Here is a 17,804-nt window from a genome sequence, read left to right as displayed (position 1 = left end):
CCTGCGTTCTAAACGGCCTGCCCCGTCATAAGTGTGTAGCCGACTTGTATGAATCAGGTTCGAGCAGTACAGGTGCAGAGCACAATAATAAACAAAGTGTTAATAACGTATCCCAGGCATCACCTAATTCTTGCCCTTTTATTTGCCTATCTGCTTTGGCACTGTAAGCGATTATTCGGCTTAAGTCGCGTGGCGTTAATCGGTTCAGTGCTTGATTCAATAATGCTTTACGGTTATCCCATACATACAGTTGTTTATAGGCTGAATCTAATGATTGTCCTAGCGTAAGTGCATTTTTTAGCTTTGCTAATAATCGGGCTTCACGTGTTAACGCCCATAACACAATCGCTGCAGCAATACCTTCGGCTTTTAATGCTGCCAAAATTCTAAAAACCTTAGCTAGATTCGCGCTTAATACGGTATCGATTAATTTATACACATCGAATTTAGCGTTATTGCCAACTGCCTCATCGACTTGGGTAGCATTAATAGTTCCCGCACCGTAATAGCCATATAGTTTGTCGATTTCCTGCGCGGCGGCCAGTAAATTGCCTTCGACACGCATTGCCAAAATATCCAGTCCTTGATCATCTAGCGTTAAACCGCGCTCCGATAAGCGCTGTTTAAGCCAGGGTTTTAGGCTTTTATTTTCAATAGGCCAAACCGATACGATGACGCCGATACTTTCTACTGCTTGGTACCACGCTGATTTAGTCGCATCTTTAGCTAATTTGCCAGAGGTTATTAGCAAGACTGTCTCGCTTGATGGTTTCTGACAGTATTTTGTTATCAGTGCTGCGCCTTGGGCATCGAGCTGAGCCGCCGCTAAGCGTATGTCGAGTATTTTTTTATCGGAAAATAACGAATACTCGCTTAAACTGGTTTGCACAGCTGACCAGGAAAAATCATTGGCATCGGTAGTCACTAACTCGCGTTCTTGGAAACCCGCGTTCGATGCGGCGCTTCTAATTGCATCGGCTGCTTCGTTGAGTTGAAGGGGTTCGTCGCCGGTTAGCCAATAAATCGGCGCTAACCCCCGCTTTAATGCCGAGCCAAGTTGTTCAGGCTTAATCAACATGAGTTGTAGCCGCCAAAACGACACGCGCTCTATCTAATATTGAGCGTACCGCTTGGTTGCGCATTTCAGTGCGAATTACCGATTCTTCATTGGCTTTCGCGACAATATCATCTTGGTTATTAAAATACTCACGCTTAATTTCTACTGCTTGCGCAGGCGCTAACACGTTTTTGCTTGGCATCGAGTATTTCATAATTTAGCCGGTAATACAGCTCTAATTCGTTAGAGCGACCGCGTTCATTAAGCGATAAGACCTGCTGACTGTTTTCCTCGTTAATAATATGGACAATAACACCGGCATTATTGGGTGCTGATAATAATTGTCCTGACGCTGTTCTTAACGCTAGGCGAAACTGTTCGCGTAGCGCCAACGATTCGCCTTGTAAATACATTTGTTTTAAGCGTTCTGGCAAGGCATAACTGCCGCGTAAATGATAACCACAGGCAGTTAGCAGTAGCATCAACGTGACGAGAAAGACTTGTCTTAGGCTTAATGGTTTGCTCATAGCGCTTATACCACGATGTTAATCAGTTTTTTTGGCACGACGATGACTTTTTTAATCGTATGGCCTTCGATGTGTTTTTGTACATGCTCATCGCTTAAGGCTAAAGCTTCTAACTCCGTATTGCTGGCACCCGCACCGGCCGAGATTTTGCTGCGTAACTTACCATTGACTTGCACAATAAATTCTAACTCATCTTGGCTTAGCGCGCTGGCATCATGCTCAGGCCAGGCTTCTAAGCTTACCGACGTGGTATGGCCTAGCTCGCGCCATAGCTGTTCGCAAATATGCGGCACAATAGGGGCTAGCATTAATACAATAAAAGTTAATGCTTCTTGGCGTATGGCTTTGCCGTTGTCAGAGTCATCGGTGAATTTGCTTAAGGTATTGATTAATTCCATATTGGCCGCAATAGCGGTATTGAAAATAAATCTAACCCCCATGTCATGGCTGACTTTTTGCAAAGTATGATGCAATTGACGGCGGACGGCTTTTTGTTCGGAGCTTAGGCTTGCTTTATCGAGCGCAGGGACAGAGCCACTATTGACATGCAAATACACTTGCCGCCAAAGCCGCCTTAGGAAACGGTGCGCGCCTTCTACACCGCTATCTGACCATTCTAAGGATTGCTCAGGTGGTGCGGCAAACATGACGAATAAGCGCACGGTATCGGCGCCATATTGGTCGATTAAGCCTTGGGGATCAACGGTATTACCCTTAGACTTAGACATTTTGCTACCGTCTTTTAATACCATGCCTTGGGTTAATAAGTGGCTAAACGGTTCTGAGCAGGTTAATAAGCCCTCGTCACGCATCAGCTTGTTATAAAACCGTGCGTATAACAAATGCAAAATCGCATGTTCGATACCACCTATGTAATGATCAACGGGCAGCCAGTAATTAGCACGTTCATCGAGCATCGCTACAGAATCTTTGCAGGTGAATTTAGCATAATACCAAGACGATTCCATGAAGGTATCAAAGGTATCGGTTTCTCGGCGCGCCGCTTTGCCACAGAGTGGGCAGTTGACGTGCGAGAAAGTGGGGTGCGCGACTAACGGTGATTGCGAGCCATCTAAAACCACATCACGCGGCAAGCAAACCGGTAAGTCTTGCTCAGGGACGGGTACAACACCGCAATCATCGCAGTAAATCACCGGGATAGGCGCGCCCCAATAGCGTTGTCTGGAGACGCCCCAGTCTCTTAATCTAAAATTAACTTTGCGTTGGCCTTTGCCTTGCTGCTCTAGTGTTTCGGCAATTTTGCTAAAGGCTTGCTCTGACGTTAAGTTATCGAAAGAACCCGAATTTTTTTAGCACTCCTTTAGCGGTAAAGGCATGTTCCGTACAAGAATCATCGATAGCGTTATCAGTATTATCGAGCGCAGCGATGACTGGTTTAACAGGTATTTGATATTTAATGGCAAATTCATAATCACGTTGGTCATGTGCCGGGACGGACATCACAGCGCCCGTGCCATAACTCATTAACACAAAATTGGCAATCCAGACCGGCACTGCATCGCCAGTAATAGGGTGTAGCGCCGTTATACCGGTGGCAATCCCACGTTTTTCCATGGTTTCCATCGCCGCTTCCGAGGTTTCCATGTGTCTACATTGCTCAATAAAGTCGGCAATGGCTGGGTTATTTTGTGCAGCGCTTAAGGCTAGTGGGTGTTCTGAGGCTATGGCTAAATAGGTCACGCCCATTAACGTGTCAGGTCTAGTCGTGTAAATCCGAATAGGCTGAGCTTGACCAGGCACTGCAAAATCCATTTCCACACCTTCGGAGCGGCCTATCCAATTGGCTTGCATGGTTTTGACTTGTTCTGGCCAGCCGGGTAGTGTCGCTAGGTCAGCCAATAATTCATCGGCATAAGCGGTAATACGCATAAACCATTGTGAGATTTCTTTGCGCTCGACCGGGGTATCACAACGCCAACAACAACCGTCTATGACTTGCTCATTTGCTAATACCGTTAAATCGTGTGGACACCAGTTTACCGGCGCGGTTTTTTTTATACACTAAATCTTTAGCTAACAGTTTTAAGAAAAACCATTGCTCGAAGCGATAATACTCAGGGTCGCAGGTCGCAATTTCTCTATCCCAATCATAGCCAAAGCCTAAGCGTTTTAATTGCTCGCGCATGTAAGCAATGTTGCTATACGTCCAATCGGCGGGATGTACGCCGTTTTGCATTGCGGCGTTTTCAGCGGGTAAGCCAAATGCATCCCAACCCATAGGTTGTAATACGTTTTTGCCCAGCATACGTTGATAACGGCTAATCACATCGCCTATGGTGTAATTGCGCACATGGCCCATGTGCAACTTGCCGCTAGGTAGGGGAACATAGACAAGCAATAATATTTAGGCTTATCAGAGGATTCGATAGCTTTAAAAGCGCCAGTGCTAGCCCAGGTGTGTTGTACGTCTTGCTCAATAGTGAGCGGCTGATAATTTTCTTGCATCCTACTCGTCTTTTGCCGATCAAAAGCGCTAGAATACCGTACACTTGCTTAAATCAAAAGTGCCAATTGTAGGAGACAACTATGAATAAGAATAAACTGACCGATGCCTATAGCGATTTAATGGCGAATTTATATGAAGCAATGGATGATACCTTGCATTCTATGGCCGATGCGTTGGATATTGCGAAACGAAAACTACACGATGCCGGTGATTTTAGCGCCGAAGAATTAGATAAATTAGCGCATTTTGTTAAACGCGATGTGGAACATGCGGCGCAAGTAGATACCAAAGCTGACCCGGATTCGTTAAAAGAATGGTTTAAATTTGATGTCGAGCTAATTGAAAATTTTGCCGTCGATGCGTTTTTTAGCTTAGCAGATAAAACGCGGCTAGAACTGGCAAAATTAGATCAACTTTATCATAAGCAAAGCTACCATAGCGGTGAAATAACTGGGCCTGGTACGTTTGTGTGTGCGAGTTGCGGCAAAGAAATCGCATTTAAAATGCCTAGTGAAATTCCTGTGTGCCCTGCTTGTCAAGGCGACACGTTTAACCGCATTTGATATACTCCGCCGAATTTTTAAGCAGTCGTGACAGGATAACTTTATGCGTAGAGTCATATTTAATCAAAAAGGCGGCGTTGGTAAATCAACGATTACCTGTAATTTAGCAGCCATTAATGCGGCAAAAGGCCTTAAAACCTTAGTGATTGATTTAGATATTCAAGGTAACTCTACGCATTATTTATTAGGCGCGAAAGTCACCGATAGCGATAAAACTATTGCGCATTATTTTAAAGACAGTTTGAGTATTTCATTGTTCGGTGGCACGAATGCGGGTTCCGGGCTTGAGGCTCTGATTCATGAATCACCGTTTGCTAATTTATACGTGTTGCCGTCACACCCTGAATTAGAGCCATTACAAGGCCGGTTAGAATCACGTTTTAAAATATTCAAACTCAAAGAAGCGTTAGAAAAACTGCAAGGCTTTGATAACGTTTATATCGATACCCCGCCTATCTTAAATTTTTACAGTCAATCAGCGTTAATCGCTGCACATAAATGCTTAATTCCATTTGATTGCGATACCTTTGCTAGAGATGCGTTATATACGTTGTTACAAGCCGTCGCTGAGGTAAAAGCCGACCATAATCAAGCATTAGATGTCGAAGGCATTATCGTCAATCAATTCCAACGACAAGCCAACTTACCCAGGCAATTAGTCGATGCATTAATTGCCGAGGGTCTACCCGTCTTAAATTCAATGATTTCACCGTCGGTGAAAGTACGCGAATCGCATTCTTTATCGCAGCCTTTAATTCATTATGTGCCAAGTCATAAGCTTAGCGATGAGTTTAGAGCGTTGTATGATGAAATTCATCTTGCTAAAAGTCTCTAAATAGATAGCCAGGGTAAATGTCTAATTATACTGGATAGCTACTTGCTTCTGTGCCATTGCATCTAACGTAGCCATCTTTGGTTTTAACGTGTTAAAGAGCACAGGCGCCACGCTATCGTGAAAAATTGTTTTATTTGGGATAGTCGTTTGGGCGAGTAATAACTACCCGCCCACAGCTTTACACCTCTGAGAAAAACCTAACTCTACCCGTTTCTATATCGTACATCGCACCGACTATACCGATTTCACCTGAGCTTATCATGGCGCGCAAAATAGCGCTTTGTTGCGGAATTGCGTTAACAGTCAGCGCTACGTTTTCTTCGGCTACGCGTAACACTTTTTCATTTTCGTCTAATTCATGTTGACAACAACGGGTTACGTTATCGACGGCAGGTTTAATTTTTTCGAGTAAACCGCTTAAATGATCCATTTTGACTTCTGCACACGCGCCTTTAATTGCGCCACAATGGGTATGTCCTAATACAACAATTAAGCGTGAGCCAGCGACTTTACAGGCATATTCCATGCTGCCTAGAATATCGTCATTGACAATATTGCCTGCAATGCGCACGCTAAAAACATCACCTAAGCTTGGTCAAAAATTAATTCCACCGATGTTCTCGAGTCCATACAGCTTAAGATAATCGCAATAGGAAATTGCCCTTGTCGAGTATCGTTGATTTGCTCTAATAAATTGCGGTTGGCATGTAAATTATTGACAAAAATGCTCATTCCCTTCTTTTAAGATAGTTAATACGGCTGAGGGGGTGAGTGCTTGCTGTGTGTCAAAGGTTGGCGGTCTGGCGTTGCTAAGCGGTGGTAGACTGCCGTAGCCGCGTAAGTTTTTAATCGTTAACGCAATGTTTTTTAATTTGGCTTCGTTGCTAAATTCATTAATCATCTCATACACATCATAATCGATGTATTTCGCGCGAGTTGCATCGATAACGACTTCGGATTTTTCAGGTAATTGCTCTAACGTTTTCTGAATGTTGGCCTTGTTTAAAAACGACACATGCTCAGCTAGGCGTAAAATAATCTTATTGCCAATATGTAACTCACGGAAATAAAACGCGGCTTTGTAGTTTTCCAACAAAATAGCAATAAGCGCGATAACTAAGCCGATAATAATCCCGGTTAATAAATCAGTTAAGACCAAACCGACAATCGTTAAACAAAACGGTACAAAATGGTAGTAACCGGCTTTGTACATGGTTTTAAAGACGACTGGCCTTGCTAAGCGATAAGCGACAACTAATAAAATGGCGGCTAAACTCGCTAAAGGAATTTCATTTAACCAATGCGGAACCAATAAGCAGGTTAATAGCAATAATAAGCCTTGTACAAATGCTGACAGTTTGGTTTTTGCGCCAGCTTGTATATTAAATGAGCTGCGCACCACAACCATGGTTAAGGGCAAGCCACCTAATAAGCCCGACATGATGTTACCTACGCCTTGAGCTAATAGCTCGCGATTGACCGAGGTTTTGTTACGGTAAGGGTCTAATTTATCAATCGCTTCAACAGCGAGTAAGCTTTCCAAGCTGGCGACTAACGCGAGGGTGACCGCTGTTGTATAAACGCCTGGGTGTTGCCAAGCTTGATACGCCGGGCTATGTAGATGTTTAATCAACTCCTGTATTGATGAGGTTTCCGGTATGGTAACGAAATGGTTAGCACTAAGCGCTAAGACTGGCAGGTAAATCATGTATAAATGATTCAGTAAGACGCCAGTGAGCGTGGCGACAACAGGGCTAGGCAGCCAGCGAAACAGTGTGGAGCGTTTAATGGTTGGGCGTTCCCATAATAGCAATACGGTTAACGAGAGTACGGCAATAATCAGCGCGCCTGGTGAAATAAAGTTAACCATGTGTAATAGCTCTGAAAACGATGAGTAGTCATCGTTTTGTAGAAACGCAAAATCACCTTCATAGTCTTTGTCATAGCCTAATGCATGAGGAATCTGTTTTAGTATTAAAATAATACCCATACCAGTTAATACGCCATTAACGACGGCTGATGGGAAATAATAGGCAATGACACCGGCGCGTAAACAACCTAAACCGATTTGTAAGATGCCCGCTAGTATCACCGCCATTAAAAATTCATTAAAACCTAGCTTATTAATAGCCGTTAATACAATTACTGATAAACCCGCCGTCGCGCCGCTAATAGCCAGTCGAGAACCGCTTAACGGTACAACAATTAAGCCGCCAATAATTCCAGCGATTAAACCTGAGAACAAATAAGCGCCAGAAGCTAACGCAATACCTAGCGATAATGGTAAAGACACTAAAAATACAGCGAAGCCTGCTGGTATGTCATACGATAACGCGGAGTTGTTCCAGCGGCTAATAAGGTTGTTTATCGTCATAGGCATTCCTCCTTTAGTCATTCACTGATTCCAAGATTAAAATTGTTTCATGTTTAGGGATGTTTTCTTTGCCGTATAAATCAACGACTTCAACAGTAATTTGGTCGTCGGGTGCGGTTTCCAGAAAATCTTGTAAGGTTTCTAAAATATCGTGATCGATAAATTTAGCTTGGCTAGCATCGATGACTACGGTGCTGTTTTCAGGAATGCGCAAGATTAATTTTCGCAGTAACGCTTTGTTTAAAAATGACACATCTTTATTTAAGCTCAGCGTGTAATGCTGGCCTTGCTGAATTAATGTAATAGCGGCGTGGTAGTTGGCTTTAATGACGAAAAACAAGCCAATAGCCATTCCAATAGCAATGCCGATTAATAAATCGGTGCATAAAATGGCGATGATGGTGATGACAAAAGGCAGTAATTGACTCATGCCTTTGCGGTAATACTCAATAAAAAGACTCGGTTTCGCGAGCTTATAACCGGTATGTAGCAAAATAGCCGCTAAACAAGCCAATGGAATAGCGTTTAAGTATTGGCTAATAAACATGGTGCTTAGCAGTAACAGTAAGCCGTGGAAAAAACACGATACACGGGTTTTACCTCCAGCGTTAATATTGGCAGAACTTCTGACGATGACGGCGGTAATAGGTAAGCCACCTAACATGCCGCTGATGATATTACCAACGCCTTGCGCTTTCAGTTCTCGGTTAGTCGGTGCGATGCGTTTTAATGGGTCTAGCTTGTCAGTGGCTTCTAAGCTTAGTAAGGTTTCAAGACTGGCGATGATGGCAATAGTCAGTGCGACGAGATAGAGCTTTGGATTGGCTAAATAACTGAAATCAGGGAAAGTCAAATGGCTAAAAAAATCCAAAGGCTGATTAAGTACCGGCAGGCTAACCATGTGTTCAGGTTTTACCGTGAATTCCGGTGCGACTAGTGTTGCAATTAAGTTATAGCTAATCCCTAGAATAACAGCTAATAATGGGCCGGGAATTATTTTTAAGAACGATTTTTTTATCGCAGGTAGTTCCCATAACACCAAAATGATTAACGAGGCAACGCTAATAATGACGCAGCTTATCGAAAAACGCTCAAACGCAGCTAAAAACTCAGCAATACTGGAGCTAGCCGATTCTTGCATATAGCTTTCATCGCCTTCAAAGCTAGCATCAAACCCTACTGCGTGTGGCAGTTGTTTGATGATGAGGATTAAGCCTATCGCCGCCAACATGCCTTTAATAACGGCAGCGGGAAAAAAAGCGCCAATAATACCGGCGCGTAAATAGCCTAGACCCAATTGCAAAACACCGCCTAACACGCAAGCGGTTAATAAGCCTTGAAAGCTGCCTAAAGTTTCTATGGCATTAAAGACAATGACGGTTAGACCCGCAGCAGGACCCGATACGCTAAGTTGTGAACCACTCAGCCACGACACGACTAAACCGCCAACAATACCGGCAATCAATCCTGAAAATAGAGGAGCACCCGATGCAAGTGCAATACCTAAACAAAGCGGTAATGCCACTAAAAAGACTACAATGCCAGCGGGTAAGTCGTCTTTGCTATGGTTTAAATAATAGGTTAGATGTTTGTGTATCATAACGATACTCCTTTCAATCAATGTGGTTATACCACTAGCATACGGTTGATAACTTGCAAAAACCTTTCAACGCGTTTTTTTAATGAATATTTTATTAATCGAAGATGATGCTGTGTTAGCGGATGGCTTATTACATACGTTAAGCAGTAATGGTTATACGGTGCTGCGCGCAGATTCAGGCTGTGCGGCGGAGCGTTTACTGGACAGTCAGAATTTTGATTTGATTGTTTTAGACTTAGGTTTGCCTGATATTGATGGTCTGCACTTATTAAAGCGCTTTCGCCAGCATTTATCGCTACCTATTTTAATTTTAACGGCTAGAGATGCGGTCAATGATAGAGTAAAAGGCATAGAACAAGGCGCTGACGATTATTTGACTAAGCCTTTGAGCTGAGGGAATTAGAGGCGCGCATACAAGCGTTAATAAGACGTTGTTATGGCGGTTTTGATAAGCAAATCATGGTAGGTCATCTTTGCCTGGATACCACTCAGCAACGCATTTTAGTTTATGAAGAAGCGTTTCATTTAACGTCAGGCGAATATAAAGTTTTAGAATTGCTAATGCTGCAAACAGGCAAAGTAGTAACGAAAGAACGCATCGCGCAGCGCTTAGCCAGCGACGGCGAGGGTATTAGTGATAACGCCGTGGAGATTTATATACACCGCTTGCGTAAGCGCATTGAACGTTATGGCGTGATGATACGAACCGTGCGCGGCTTAGGCTATTTATTGGTAGCTGCGCATGATTAACAATAAAAGCTTGAAAACAGCGATTTTATTTAGGTTAGTCATACCGCTGTTGTTTTTTGTCATTATTGATGCCGTATTATCCTATTTCGTTACTACGCATTTTGTTGATCAAGCCTATGATCGTTGGCTGCTTGATTCGGTTAACTCGCTGGCGCAAGAAATTAAGATTAATAACGGTCAGATTAGCGTTGAATTACCACCCGCAGCATTAGAAATGTTCAATTGGGACGAGCAAGATCAAACCTATTTTAAGATTAACTCGTCTAGGAATCTCTTATTAGCCGGTGAGGCGAAGTTGCCTGAGTTTAGTACTTCGGGTGAGATGGATTGGTCGCAGCCGGTGTTTTTTAATGCTCGATTTAATGCTCAGCCCGTGCGTATTGCCTCTATGCGTATGGTTTTTTCCGATACCGACGAAGTGGTTTACATTCATGTTGCCGAAACGATGAATAAACGCAACGCGATGATGGTTGATATTTTATTATCCGATTTATTGCCACAGTTGGCGTTAGTACTGATTTCCGGCATTTATTTATTTTCCGGTTTAAATCGAGGCTTACAACCCTTACATACCTTAGCTAAACAAATTGCTGGCCGCTCGGCACGCGATTTAAACCCTATTCCCGAAACCCATGTGTTTATCGAAGTTAAAACGCTGACGGACACAATAAACACCTTATTACAACAACTGACTGACGCGATAGAAACCCAACAGCGTTTTATCGCTAATGCGGCTCATCAATTGCGCACGCCATTGGCTGGTTTAAAGTTACAGGCCGAGCGCGCCTTACGCGAGCAAGACATTCATGCGATGCAACCTGCGCTTAAGCAATTACAAACCAGTGCTGACCGCATGTCACATTTAACCTCGCAGTTACTGGTGTTGGCTAAATCAGAGCCGATTAATCATTATGAGCTACATCCGGTCGATTTAGCAGAGTTAACCCGGCAAGTGTGTATTGCCCAGGTGCCAAAAGCATTACAACGAGACATGGAAATTAGTTTAGACAATCCCCCTGCAAGCATTATGATTTTGGGCGATGAAATTTTGTTAACAGAATTAATGACTAATGTGCTCGACAACGCGGTGACTTATGGGCATCAAGCAGGCAATATTAATGTTAAATTGCTAGATAAACCTGCACCGATGTTGATAATCGAAGACGATGGTCCAGGCATTGCTGAAGCCGAGCGCGCAAAAGTATTAGAACGCTTTTATCGCATACCCGGAAGCTCTGGTGATGGTTGCGGGCTAGGGTTAGCGATTGTCAAAGAAATTGCCGAATTGCATCATGCCGATGTCACGCTAGCGAAGTCGGCAGAGTTAGGCGGCTTGCTAATTAAGGTGGAATTTAGTGGGTTGGTTGCTGATTGATAATTGCATGGGAACGAGAAGAAAGCTCGTCATTCCGGCAGGGAAGCCGGAATCCAGTGCCATGGATGGTAACTTGGCGGTTGCACAGGCGATTATTTAAGCAGAAGTGTAGGCCCAAAGTTTCACATCCCTGTGACTGCATTCCGGCTTCACTGCCGGAATGACGGTTGTAAACACGAACATTATCCATTAGGCCGTGATAACTACCACCAGTTATCAGGGTACTAGGGTCACCCCCAATCAGTTGGAGCGTGGGAACGAGAAAACTTGGCTATAATGGTTGGCAAATGTTCTTGTTTCCACGTTCCGGCGTGGTAACGAGAAAAGAGATGGGTAGGCATTCCCCATGCCGGAGCGCTCATTGTTGTACACAAGTGTCCACGAGACACACAAAGCTCGTCATTCTGGCAGGGATTGCCGGAATCCAGTGCCATGGACGGTAACTTGGCTGTTGCACATACGCTTGATTAAGCAGAAGTGTAAGCCCAAAGTTTCACATCCCTGTGACTGGATTCCGGCAATCCCTGCCGGAATGACGGGTTTAAACAGATGGGTGTATAACGACGAGCGCTGTAGCGTGGGGACGAGACACAACTTCGAGGCAGTTATGAACCTAGAACAACAGTTGCAACGAATTCACGCAGCCATGTTAAGCGCGAGCGTTAAGCAGACAGCGCCATTATCAGATCAAGCGCCTATCGCGATTATCGGCTTGTCGGGTTATTTTCCTAACGCGATGTCGGTTAAGGAATTCTGGACGTTGTTAGACAAAGATCAACAAGCACTAGCGTCAATACCGCTGAGTCGTTTTGATTGGCAGCAAAGTTTTAGTCCAGACGATGTACCCGGCAAGAATCGCAGCCGATGGGGCGGATTTATTCCTGATATTGCCGGTTTTGATCCGTTGTTTTTTCATATCACACCGGCCGAGGCGGCGGAGTTAGACCCTAAGCTGCGTTTATTATTGATGTCGGCTTATTTAACGCTGGGTGATGCAGGCTTAGCACCTAGCCGCTTACGTGAATCGGCTACTGGCGTGTTTATTGCTGCGCAAGATAACGATTACTCAACGCAAGGCTATGCGCAAGCGTGTTTATTGGCGAATCGTTTATCGTATTTTTTTGATTGGCGCGGGACTAGTGAAATTATCGATGCGCAATGTCCAGGCGCGGCGCTGGCGTTACATAGGGCTGTGCAAGCCTTGCGTTCGGGTGAATTAACAATGGCTTTAGTCGGTGCGGCGAATGTGATTTTATCGCCTGAGCCGTATCTGTTATTGTCTGAACATAAACAGCTTAGCCGCCAGCCGCACGTCGCTTCGTTTGGGCGCGATGCTGACGGGCATTTGCGCTCCGAAGGCGTCGCGACAGTGTTATTAAAACCGCTGGCTAATGCGTTAGCGGATGGCGACCCGATTTATGCAGCGATTAAAAACAGTTGGGTGAATTTTAATGGTCAAGGTGGTGCGTCTATCGCTGCGCCGAACGTGGCCAGTCATGTTGAGCTAATTGTTAAGTGTTATGAGCAAACCGGTGTTGATATTCGCCGTATCGCTTATATCGAAGCGCAAGGCATGGGGAATCGATTAGCTGATTTAGCCGAATGGCAAGCCTTTAATCAAGCCTTAACTCAGCTGGCTCAGCGGCAAAAAGTGAGGTTAAGCCCCGGTCAATGTCGAGTCAGTACGCTAAAGCCTCTGTTAGGTCACATGGAATCCGCCTCGGTTTTAGGCGCATTATTTAAAATTATCCGAAGCTTTAAAACCAATACGATTCATAAAATTATTGGCTTTACCGAAGCAAATCCTGATTTAGAGCTGGTCGATGTGCCATGCCGTTTAGTCAAGCAAACCGAGGCTTGGCCTGAGCAAGACTTACCGCGTTTAGCAGGTTTACATGCCTATGCAATGGGCGGCAGTAATGCCCATTTGCTTATCGAAGACTATGTAGCACCTATTACTAAACATTTCGCTAATCCGCACTCACTTAATCAACCCCAAACCGTTTTACCGTCAGAATTAATCGTGTTGTCGGCCGCTAGCCAAGCCAGTTTATTAGGACTGGTGCGAGCTTTAGCTGACTATTTAACTGGCTTAGAAAACCCACCTGAGTTAGCCGATGTCGCCCATACCTTACAAATAGGCCGAGATGACTTTACGCATCGCTTGGCGTTAATCGTCAGTTCGATAAGCGAGTTAAGCACCGCGTTACCATTATTAAGCGCTGAACAGCCTGTACCAGCACAGGTGTTTTTTGCACAAGGCCAAGTAGACGCGAAAGCTTTAACTGAGGTTAAGCCACTATCTATTCAATCGAGTGATGCGGCGAGTTTAAAAACGTTTAGCTCAGCATTGGCTGCAAGGCGGTTTAGTCGATTGGTCTAGCGTCCGGGTAAAACCCGCGCGCCGGATTTCGTTACCGGTTTATGTGTTTGACACAGAGCCGTATTGGCGTGGACAGACAGAGGTTAAGTCTGAAGTGCTCTTGTTGACGCCTGATCAGGATGGCATCCGGCGTTTTTTTAATTGATTATTTAGTCAACGTGTTAGCGATTCCAGAAACTGCGTTAGATGCAGACCAGCATTTTTTCGCTTACGGCATTGATTCAATGTCTAGCTTAAAATTGTTAGAGCAGTTAAATGCGAGGTTAAAAGTTGAGATACGGTCACGCGATTTGTTGGAGCATAACACGGTGAACACCTTGTCGGCTTGGTTGGCGAATAAGGTCGAAATTAATCCGCCGTTGACTAACGATGAATGCCAATCCGACAGAAATGAGGAGCATGATGGTTTATTGATACCCCTCTCGCAAGCCCAGCAAGGCTTATGGGCGTTACAACAAAGCCGTCCCAACGTTAGTGCGTATAACATTCCGTTGTGTTTTAAGCTAGCTGAGCCGGTGGATAGTGCGGCGTTGGCAGAAGCATATCATTGTTTATTAACGCAATACCCGTTGCTAGCCAGTGTTGTCGAAGTCCAGCAAGGTCGCTTGGGCTTAATGCCTAAACCTGAGTTGGCCGCGCCGTTGTTAGTCGAAACTCAGCTAGAACTCACTGAAACAGCGTTATTGGCTTATTTAGCAGAACAGGTTAAACAGCCTTTTTCGTTGACTGAACCGTTAATCCGCGCGCGTTTTAGTGCAACAACAGAACACAAGTTATTTATTACTGTATTGTCATCATATCGTGTTTGATGGTGAGTCGTTTTTACCGGTGGCGACGAGTTTGTTTTCGGCTTATCACGCGTTAAAACAAGGCGTTACTCCCCGCCTTCAGCCACAAAGCAACGCGTTTAGCGCTTATGTCAATGATGAAGCTGCGTTTTTAGTGTCTGCTAAAGCTGAACAACAAAAAGTGTATTGGCGTCAGCAATTAGCCGCACCGTTACCAAGTTTAGCGTTACTGAGCGATTTTCCTCGTGCTGAAGCCCAGGAGTTCGCCGGGGCTTGTTTTAGCCAAGCGTTACCGGAAGCGTTAAGCCAACAGATACGCGCGTTTGCTAAACAACAACATGTCACCGCGTCTACGGTGTTCTTAGCTTGGTACCAATGGTTATTGTCGGTGTATACCGGGCAGCAAGACATTATTATCGGTATGCCAGAAACCGGTAGACGCTCTAGTCGTTATGATGGCGTGGTTGGCTATTTCATTACTATGTTGCCGATTAGAAGCCAAGTAAGCCCAGAGCAAGGTTTTAGCGACTATTTGCCAACGCTGGCGCTAACGTTGGCAGATGCATTAGATCATGCCGGTATTCCGTTTCCTGTCTTAGTGCGGGAGGTCGCGCCAGAGCAGCTAGCGTTAAGCGCGCCAGTGTTTCAAGTCGGGTTTGAGTTTCAGAACGCGTTTTCTGAGCATCAGCTTAAACAATTTCAGCAAACTTTTAATGAACACGCGATTTCTTTTGTGTCTGAACTGGTACAAGCGGGTGAATACGAGTTAGTTTTGGAAGTGAGAGAACAGGCAGGTTGTTTTGTGTTAAATCTGAAATATAACCCGACGCTGTATAGACGCGACACGATAGCGTTAATGCTAGAGCGCTATCAATGTTTGATGCAGCAGACTCTGGAAAATCCTAAGCTCATGCTAGCGGCTTGTGAGCTAGCCAGCGCTAAAGAGCGGCAACAGCTCAGCGCCTGGAATGATACCCATCGTGTTTACCCTGCCCAATGCGTGTATGAATTATTTTTACAACAAGCTCAGCGCACGCCAGACGCGATAGCAGTAAGTTTTGACTACACTCGCTATAGTTATGAAGAGGTCGCTGAACAAACCACACAGCTAGCGGCATTTTTACAAGCGCGTAGTGATAAACAACCGATTATCGCTGTTTGCGTATCACGTTCGCCATTAATGGTGTTGGGATTATTAGGCGTTATGCAATCTGGCGCGGCGTATTTGCCTTTAGACCCGGACTATCCTAATGAGCGTTTGTTATTGATGTTAAAAGACAGCGGTGCGAGTTATGTGTTAACAGAGCAGGTGTTGTTAAGCAAGTTAACGCAGTTAGGCCAAGGTTTAACAACATTAAAATGCATTGCCTTAGACAGTGAATGGTCAACGATTCAGACGGTGAGTGCAAAGCAACCTTGGCAACCTGTCGCTGATGCCTTTAACCGTTTGGCGTATGTGATTTACACGTCGGGCAGTACAGGCGTACCTAAAGGCGTCGCAATTAGTCATTCGGCGTTAACAAATTTTTTAACCGCTATGCAGCAACAACCGGGCATTCAGGCGCGCGATAAATTATTGGCGGTGACAACGTATTGTTTTGATATTGCGGGCTTAGAGTTGTTTTTGCCGTTGATTAGCGGGGCTGAATGTATGATTTGCGCCGCTGACAAGCTACGTGATGCAGAATTATTAAAAGGTGAACTTGCTTTGCGTAAGCCTACGCTAATGCAGGCAACGCCAGCGACATGGACGATGTTATTCCATAGTGGTTGGCGTAATAGCGAGGGCGTTATTGCATTATGTGGTGGTGAAGCGTTACCAGACTGGCTACGTCAGCAATTTTTAGCAACGCATACTCAGGCATGGAATTTATACGGGCCGACTGAAACCACGATTTGGTCGTGCGTGGCTAAGATTGACGCTAGCCCGATTAACATCGGTAAACCCATTGCTAATACCCAAGTGTTTTTATTAACACCTGACCAGCGTTTAGCGTTGCTGGGGTGTGCCGGTGAGTTATGTATTGCTGGGGCGGGTTTGGCGCAAGGTTATTGGCAAAAGCCAGAGTTAACCGCAGAAAAATTTATTCAACACCCGCTGCTAGCTGAAGGCACTGTGTATCGTACCGGAGATTTAGCGCGTTGGCGTTTAGATGGGTGTTTAGAGCATTTAGGTCGTATCGACCAACAGCTTAAGATTCGAGGCTTTAGAGTCGAACCGGGTGAAATCGAGGCCGTGTTAAGCCAGCATCAGCAGGTTAAAACTTGTGCCGTGGTCGCAGTGGAACATGCCGGTAGCAAGCGTTTAGTCGCTTATGCGGTGTTAAATAGCGGGGCGTTAGGGCTGATGCCTGAGCTTAAAGCTTGGTTGAGTCAGCGCATACCGGAGTATTTAATCCCTGATTTTTGCATTGCACTCGCGAGCTTACCGTTAACGCCTAATGGTAAAGTCGATAAAAAAACCTTGGCACAGCGCGAGTTGCTAGTGAGCGCACCGCCTAGTTCGGCAGCGGCTTCTGATTTAGAGCAGCGCGTTTTAGCGTTATGGCAAGAGGTGTTAGCTGTACCTGGCTTAAGTGTTCACGATAAGTTTTTTGAAGTCGGTGGTAATTCAATTAATGCAGCGTTATTAGCGCAACGCTTAAGCGCTGAATTAACGTTAGCCGTGACGACTACGGATTTATTCAAATACGCGACGGTACAACGCTTAGCTAACGCGTTGCAAAACCGCGCTGGACAAGCTGTACCGCCTGAAACGATGCCCATAAGCGAAAAAGCAGCATCGGATTATCCTGACTATTATCAAAACAGCTTAGCGATTATCGGCATGAGTTGCCGCGTGCCGGGCGCTGATGATGTGTACGCATTTTGGCAAAACTTAAGCGCTGGACGATGTGCCGCCGAGCCTGTGACCTTAGACGATTTAACAGCCTTAGGTTTAGAGGCTGACGTGTTTAATCGTCAAGGGTTTGTGCCGCTGAAATATTCGCTGACCGGTAAAGAGCTGTTTGATGCGGAGTTTTTCAATATTTCGCCGAAAAAAAATGCCGAACTCATGGATCCACAATATCGGTTATTGCTGGAA

General features: G+C 44.9%; 15 protein-coding genes and 1 pseudogene. 8 read left to right on the top strand and 8 right to left on the bottom strand.

The window, feature by feature from the left end; translation table 11 throughout:
- Positions 1–25 precede the first annotated feature (25 nt).
- From holA to leuS, 4 genes and pseudogenes are all read right to left on the bottom strand, one after another.
- The gene (gene holA / locus VZ94_RS07980; protein ID WP_045778819.1) at positions 26–1,078 is read right to left on the bottom strand and encodes a DNA polymerase III subunit delta; all 1,053 of its coding nucleotides are present in this window, start codon (positions 1,076–1,078) and stop codon (positions 26–28) included.
- Positions 1,068–1,244 (bottom strand): LPS-assembly lipoprotein LptE, encoded by a 177-nt coding sequence (locus tag VZ94_RS33465; protein WP_239649748.1) that lies wholly within the window; start codon positions 1,242–1,244, stop codon positions 1,068–1,070. The genes holA and VZ94_RS33465 overlap by 11 nt, the downstream gene beginning before the upstream one ends.
- The gene (locus VZ94_RS33460) at positions 1,213–1,584 is read right to left on the bottom strand and encodes an LPS-assembly lipoprotein LptE (RefSeq protein WP_239649747.1); all 372 of its coding nucleotides are present in this window, start codon (positions 1,582–1,584) and stop codon (positions 1,213–1,215) included. Before VZ94_RS33460 ends, VZ94_RS33465 begins: the two co-directional genes overlap by 32 nt.
- A 5-nt stretch (positions 1,585–1,589) precedes the next feature.
- Positions 1,590–4,050: pseudogene (gene leuS, locus VZ94_RS07970) on the bottom strand (leucine--tRNA ligase).
- A gap of 81 nt (positions 4,051–4,131) precedes the next feature.
- On the opposite strand from leuS, the gene VZ94_RS07965 reads away from it, so the two are divergent.
- Both VZ94_RS07965 and VZ94_RS07960 read left to right on the top strand, forming a co-directional pair.
- Positions 4,132–4,614 (top strand): zinc ribbon-containing protein, encoded by a 483-nt coding sequence (locus VZ94_RS07965; protein WP_045778818.1) that lies wholly within the window; start codon positions 4,132–4,134, stop codon positions 4,612–4,614.
- A 43-nt stretch (positions 4,615–4,657) separates the two neighbouring features.
- The gene (locus tag VZ94_RS07960) at positions 4,658–5,449 is read left to right on the top strand and encodes a ParA family protein (RefSeq protein ID WP_045778817.1); all 792 of its coding nucleotides are present in this window, start codon (positions 4,658–4,660) and stop codon (positions 5,447–5,449) included.
- A gap of 178 nt (positions 5,450–5,627) precedes the next feature.
- Here the strand turns inward: VZ94_RS07960 and VZ94_RS28445 are convergent, their stop codons facing one another.
- From VZ94_RS28445 to VZ94_RS07950, 4 genes are read right to left on the bottom strand one after another with little or no spacing between them, the layout of a single operon-like run.
- Positions 5,628–6,020, bottom strand: a complete 393-nt coding sequence (locus tag VZ94_RS28445; protein ID WP_239649746.1) for a carbonic anhydrase — start codon at positions 6,018–6,020, stop codon at positions 5,628–5,630.
- Between the two features lie 14 nt (positions 6,021–6,034).
- Positions 6,035–6,181, bottom strand: a complete 147-nt coding sequence (locus VZ94_RS28440; protein ID WP_239649745.1) for a carbonic anhydrase — start codon at positions 6,179–6,181, stop codon at positions 6,035–6,037.
- Positions 6,162–7,823, bottom strand: a complete 1,662-nt coding sequence (locus VZ94_RS07955; protein ID WP_239649744.1) for a SulP family inorganic anion transporter — start codon at positions 7,821–7,823, stop codon at positions 6,162–6,164. Before VZ94_RS07955 ends, VZ94_RS28440 begins: the two co-directional genes overlap by 20 nt.
- A gap of 13 nt (positions 7,824–7,836) precedes the next feature.
- Positions 7,837–9,423 (bottom strand): SulP family inorganic anion transporter, encoded by a 1,587-nt coding sequence (locus VZ94_RS07950; RefSeq protein WP_045778816.1) that lies wholly within the window; start codon positions 9,421–9,423, stop codon positions 7,837–7,839.
- Between the two features lie 82 nt (positions 9,424–9,505).
- Between VZ94_RS07950 and VZ94_RS31830 the strand changes: the two genes are divergently transcribed.
- From VZ94_RS31830 to VZ94_RS07930, 6 genes are all read left to right on the top strand, one after another.
- Positions 9,506–9,817, top strand: a complete 312-nt coding sequence (locus VZ94_RS31830) for a response regulator (protein WP_338040305.1) — start codon at positions 9,506–9,508, stop codon at positions 9,815–9,817.
- Between the two features lie 65 nt (positions 9,818–9,882).
- Positions 9,883–10,173, top strand: coding sequence for a winged helix-turn-helix domain-containing protein (locus VZ94_RS31825; RefSeq protein WP_338040304.1), 291 nt, complete (start codon positions 9,883–9,885; stop codon positions 10,171–10,173).
- Positions 10,166–11,548, top strand: a complete 1,383-nt coding sequence (locus tag VZ94_RS07940; protein WP_045778815.1) for a sensor histidine kinase — start codon at positions 10,166–10,168, stop codon at positions 11,546–11,548. Before VZ94_RS31825 ends, VZ94_RS07940 begins: the two co-directional genes overlap by 8 nt.
- A 607-nt stretch (positions 11,549–12,155) precedes the next feature.
- Positions 12,156–13,931: a beta-ketoacyl synthase N-terminal-like domain-containing protein gene (locus tag VZ94_RS07935; protein WP_052700319.1), complete on the top strand. Its 1,776-nt coding sequence runs from the start codon at positions 12,156–12,158 to the stop codon at positions 13,929–13,931.
- Positions 13,932–14,050: 119 nt separating this feature from the next.
- A complete protein-coding gene (locus tag VZ94_RS22485) occupies positions 14,051–14,740 on the top strand; it encodes a phosphopantetheine-binding protein (protein ID WP_052700318.1) in 690 nt (229 codons plus the stop codon).
- On the top strand, positions 14,685–17,804 hold a 3,120-nt coding region (locus tag VZ94_RS07930; RefSeq protein WP_131655503.1), incomplete at its 3' end, for a non-ribosomal peptide synthetase. The genes VZ94_RS22485 and VZ94_RS07930, both read left to right, overlap by 56 nt.

This window comes from Methylocucumis oryzae (assembly GCF_000963695.1).
GTDB classification, from domain to species: domain Bacteria; phylum Pseudomonadota; class Gammaproteobacteria; order Methylococcales; family Methylomonadaceae; genus Methylovulum; species Methylovulum oryzae.
This window is presented reverse-complemented; position numbering and strand designations above follow the sequence as displayed.

Excerpts from the sequence above, each read along its gene's own strand:
- holA (WP_045778819.1), bottom strand. The coding sequence starts at position 1,078 with ATGTTGATTAAGCCTGAACAACTTGGCTCGGCATTAAAGCGGGGGTTA.
- VZ94_RS33460 (WP_239649747.1), bottom strand. The coding sequence starts at position 1,584 with ATGAGCAAACCATTAAGCCTAAGACAAGTCTTTCTCGTCACGTTGATG.
- VZ94_RS07965 (WP_045778818.1), top strand. The coding sequence starts at position 4,132 with ATGAATAAGAATAAACTGACCGATGCCTATAGCGATTTAATGGCGAAT.
- VZ94_RS07960 (WP_045778817.1), top strand. The coding sequence starts at position 4,658 with ATGCGTAGAGTCATATTTAATCAAAAAGGCGGCGTTGGTAAATCAACG.
- VZ94_RS28440 (WP_239649745.1), bottom strand. The coding sequence starts at position 6,181 with ATGAGCATTTTTGTCAATAATTTACATGCCAACCGCAATTTATTAGAG.
- VZ94_RS07955 (WP_239649744.1), bottom strand. The coding sequence starts at position 7,823 with ATGACGATAAACAACCTTATTAGCCGCTGGAACAACTCCGCGTTATCG.
- VZ94_RS07950 (WP_045778816.1), bottom strand. The coding sequence starts at position 9,423 with ATGATACACAAACATCTAACCTATTATTTAAACCATAGCAAAGACGAC.
- VZ94_RS31830 (WP_338040305.1), top strand. The coding sequence starts at position 9,506 with ATGAATATTTTATTAATCGAAGATGATGCTGTGTTAGCGGATGGCTTA.
- VZ94_RS31825 (WP_338040304.1), top strand. The coding sequence starts at position 9,883 with ATGGTAGGTCATCTTTGCCTGGATACCACTCAGCAACGCATTTTAGTT.
- VZ94_RS07940 (WP_045778815.1), top strand. The coding sequence starts at position 10,166 with ATGATTAACAATAAAAGCTTGAAAACAGCGATTTTATTTAGGTTAGTC.
- VZ94_RS07935 (WP_052700319.1), top strand. The coding sequence starts at position 12,156 with ATGAACCTAGAACAACAGTTGCAACGAATTCACGCAGCCATGTTAAGC.
- VZ94_RS22485 (WP_052700318.1), top strand. The coding sequence starts at position 14,051 with ATGGCATCCGGCGTTTTTTTAATTGATTATTTAGTCAACGTGTTAGCG.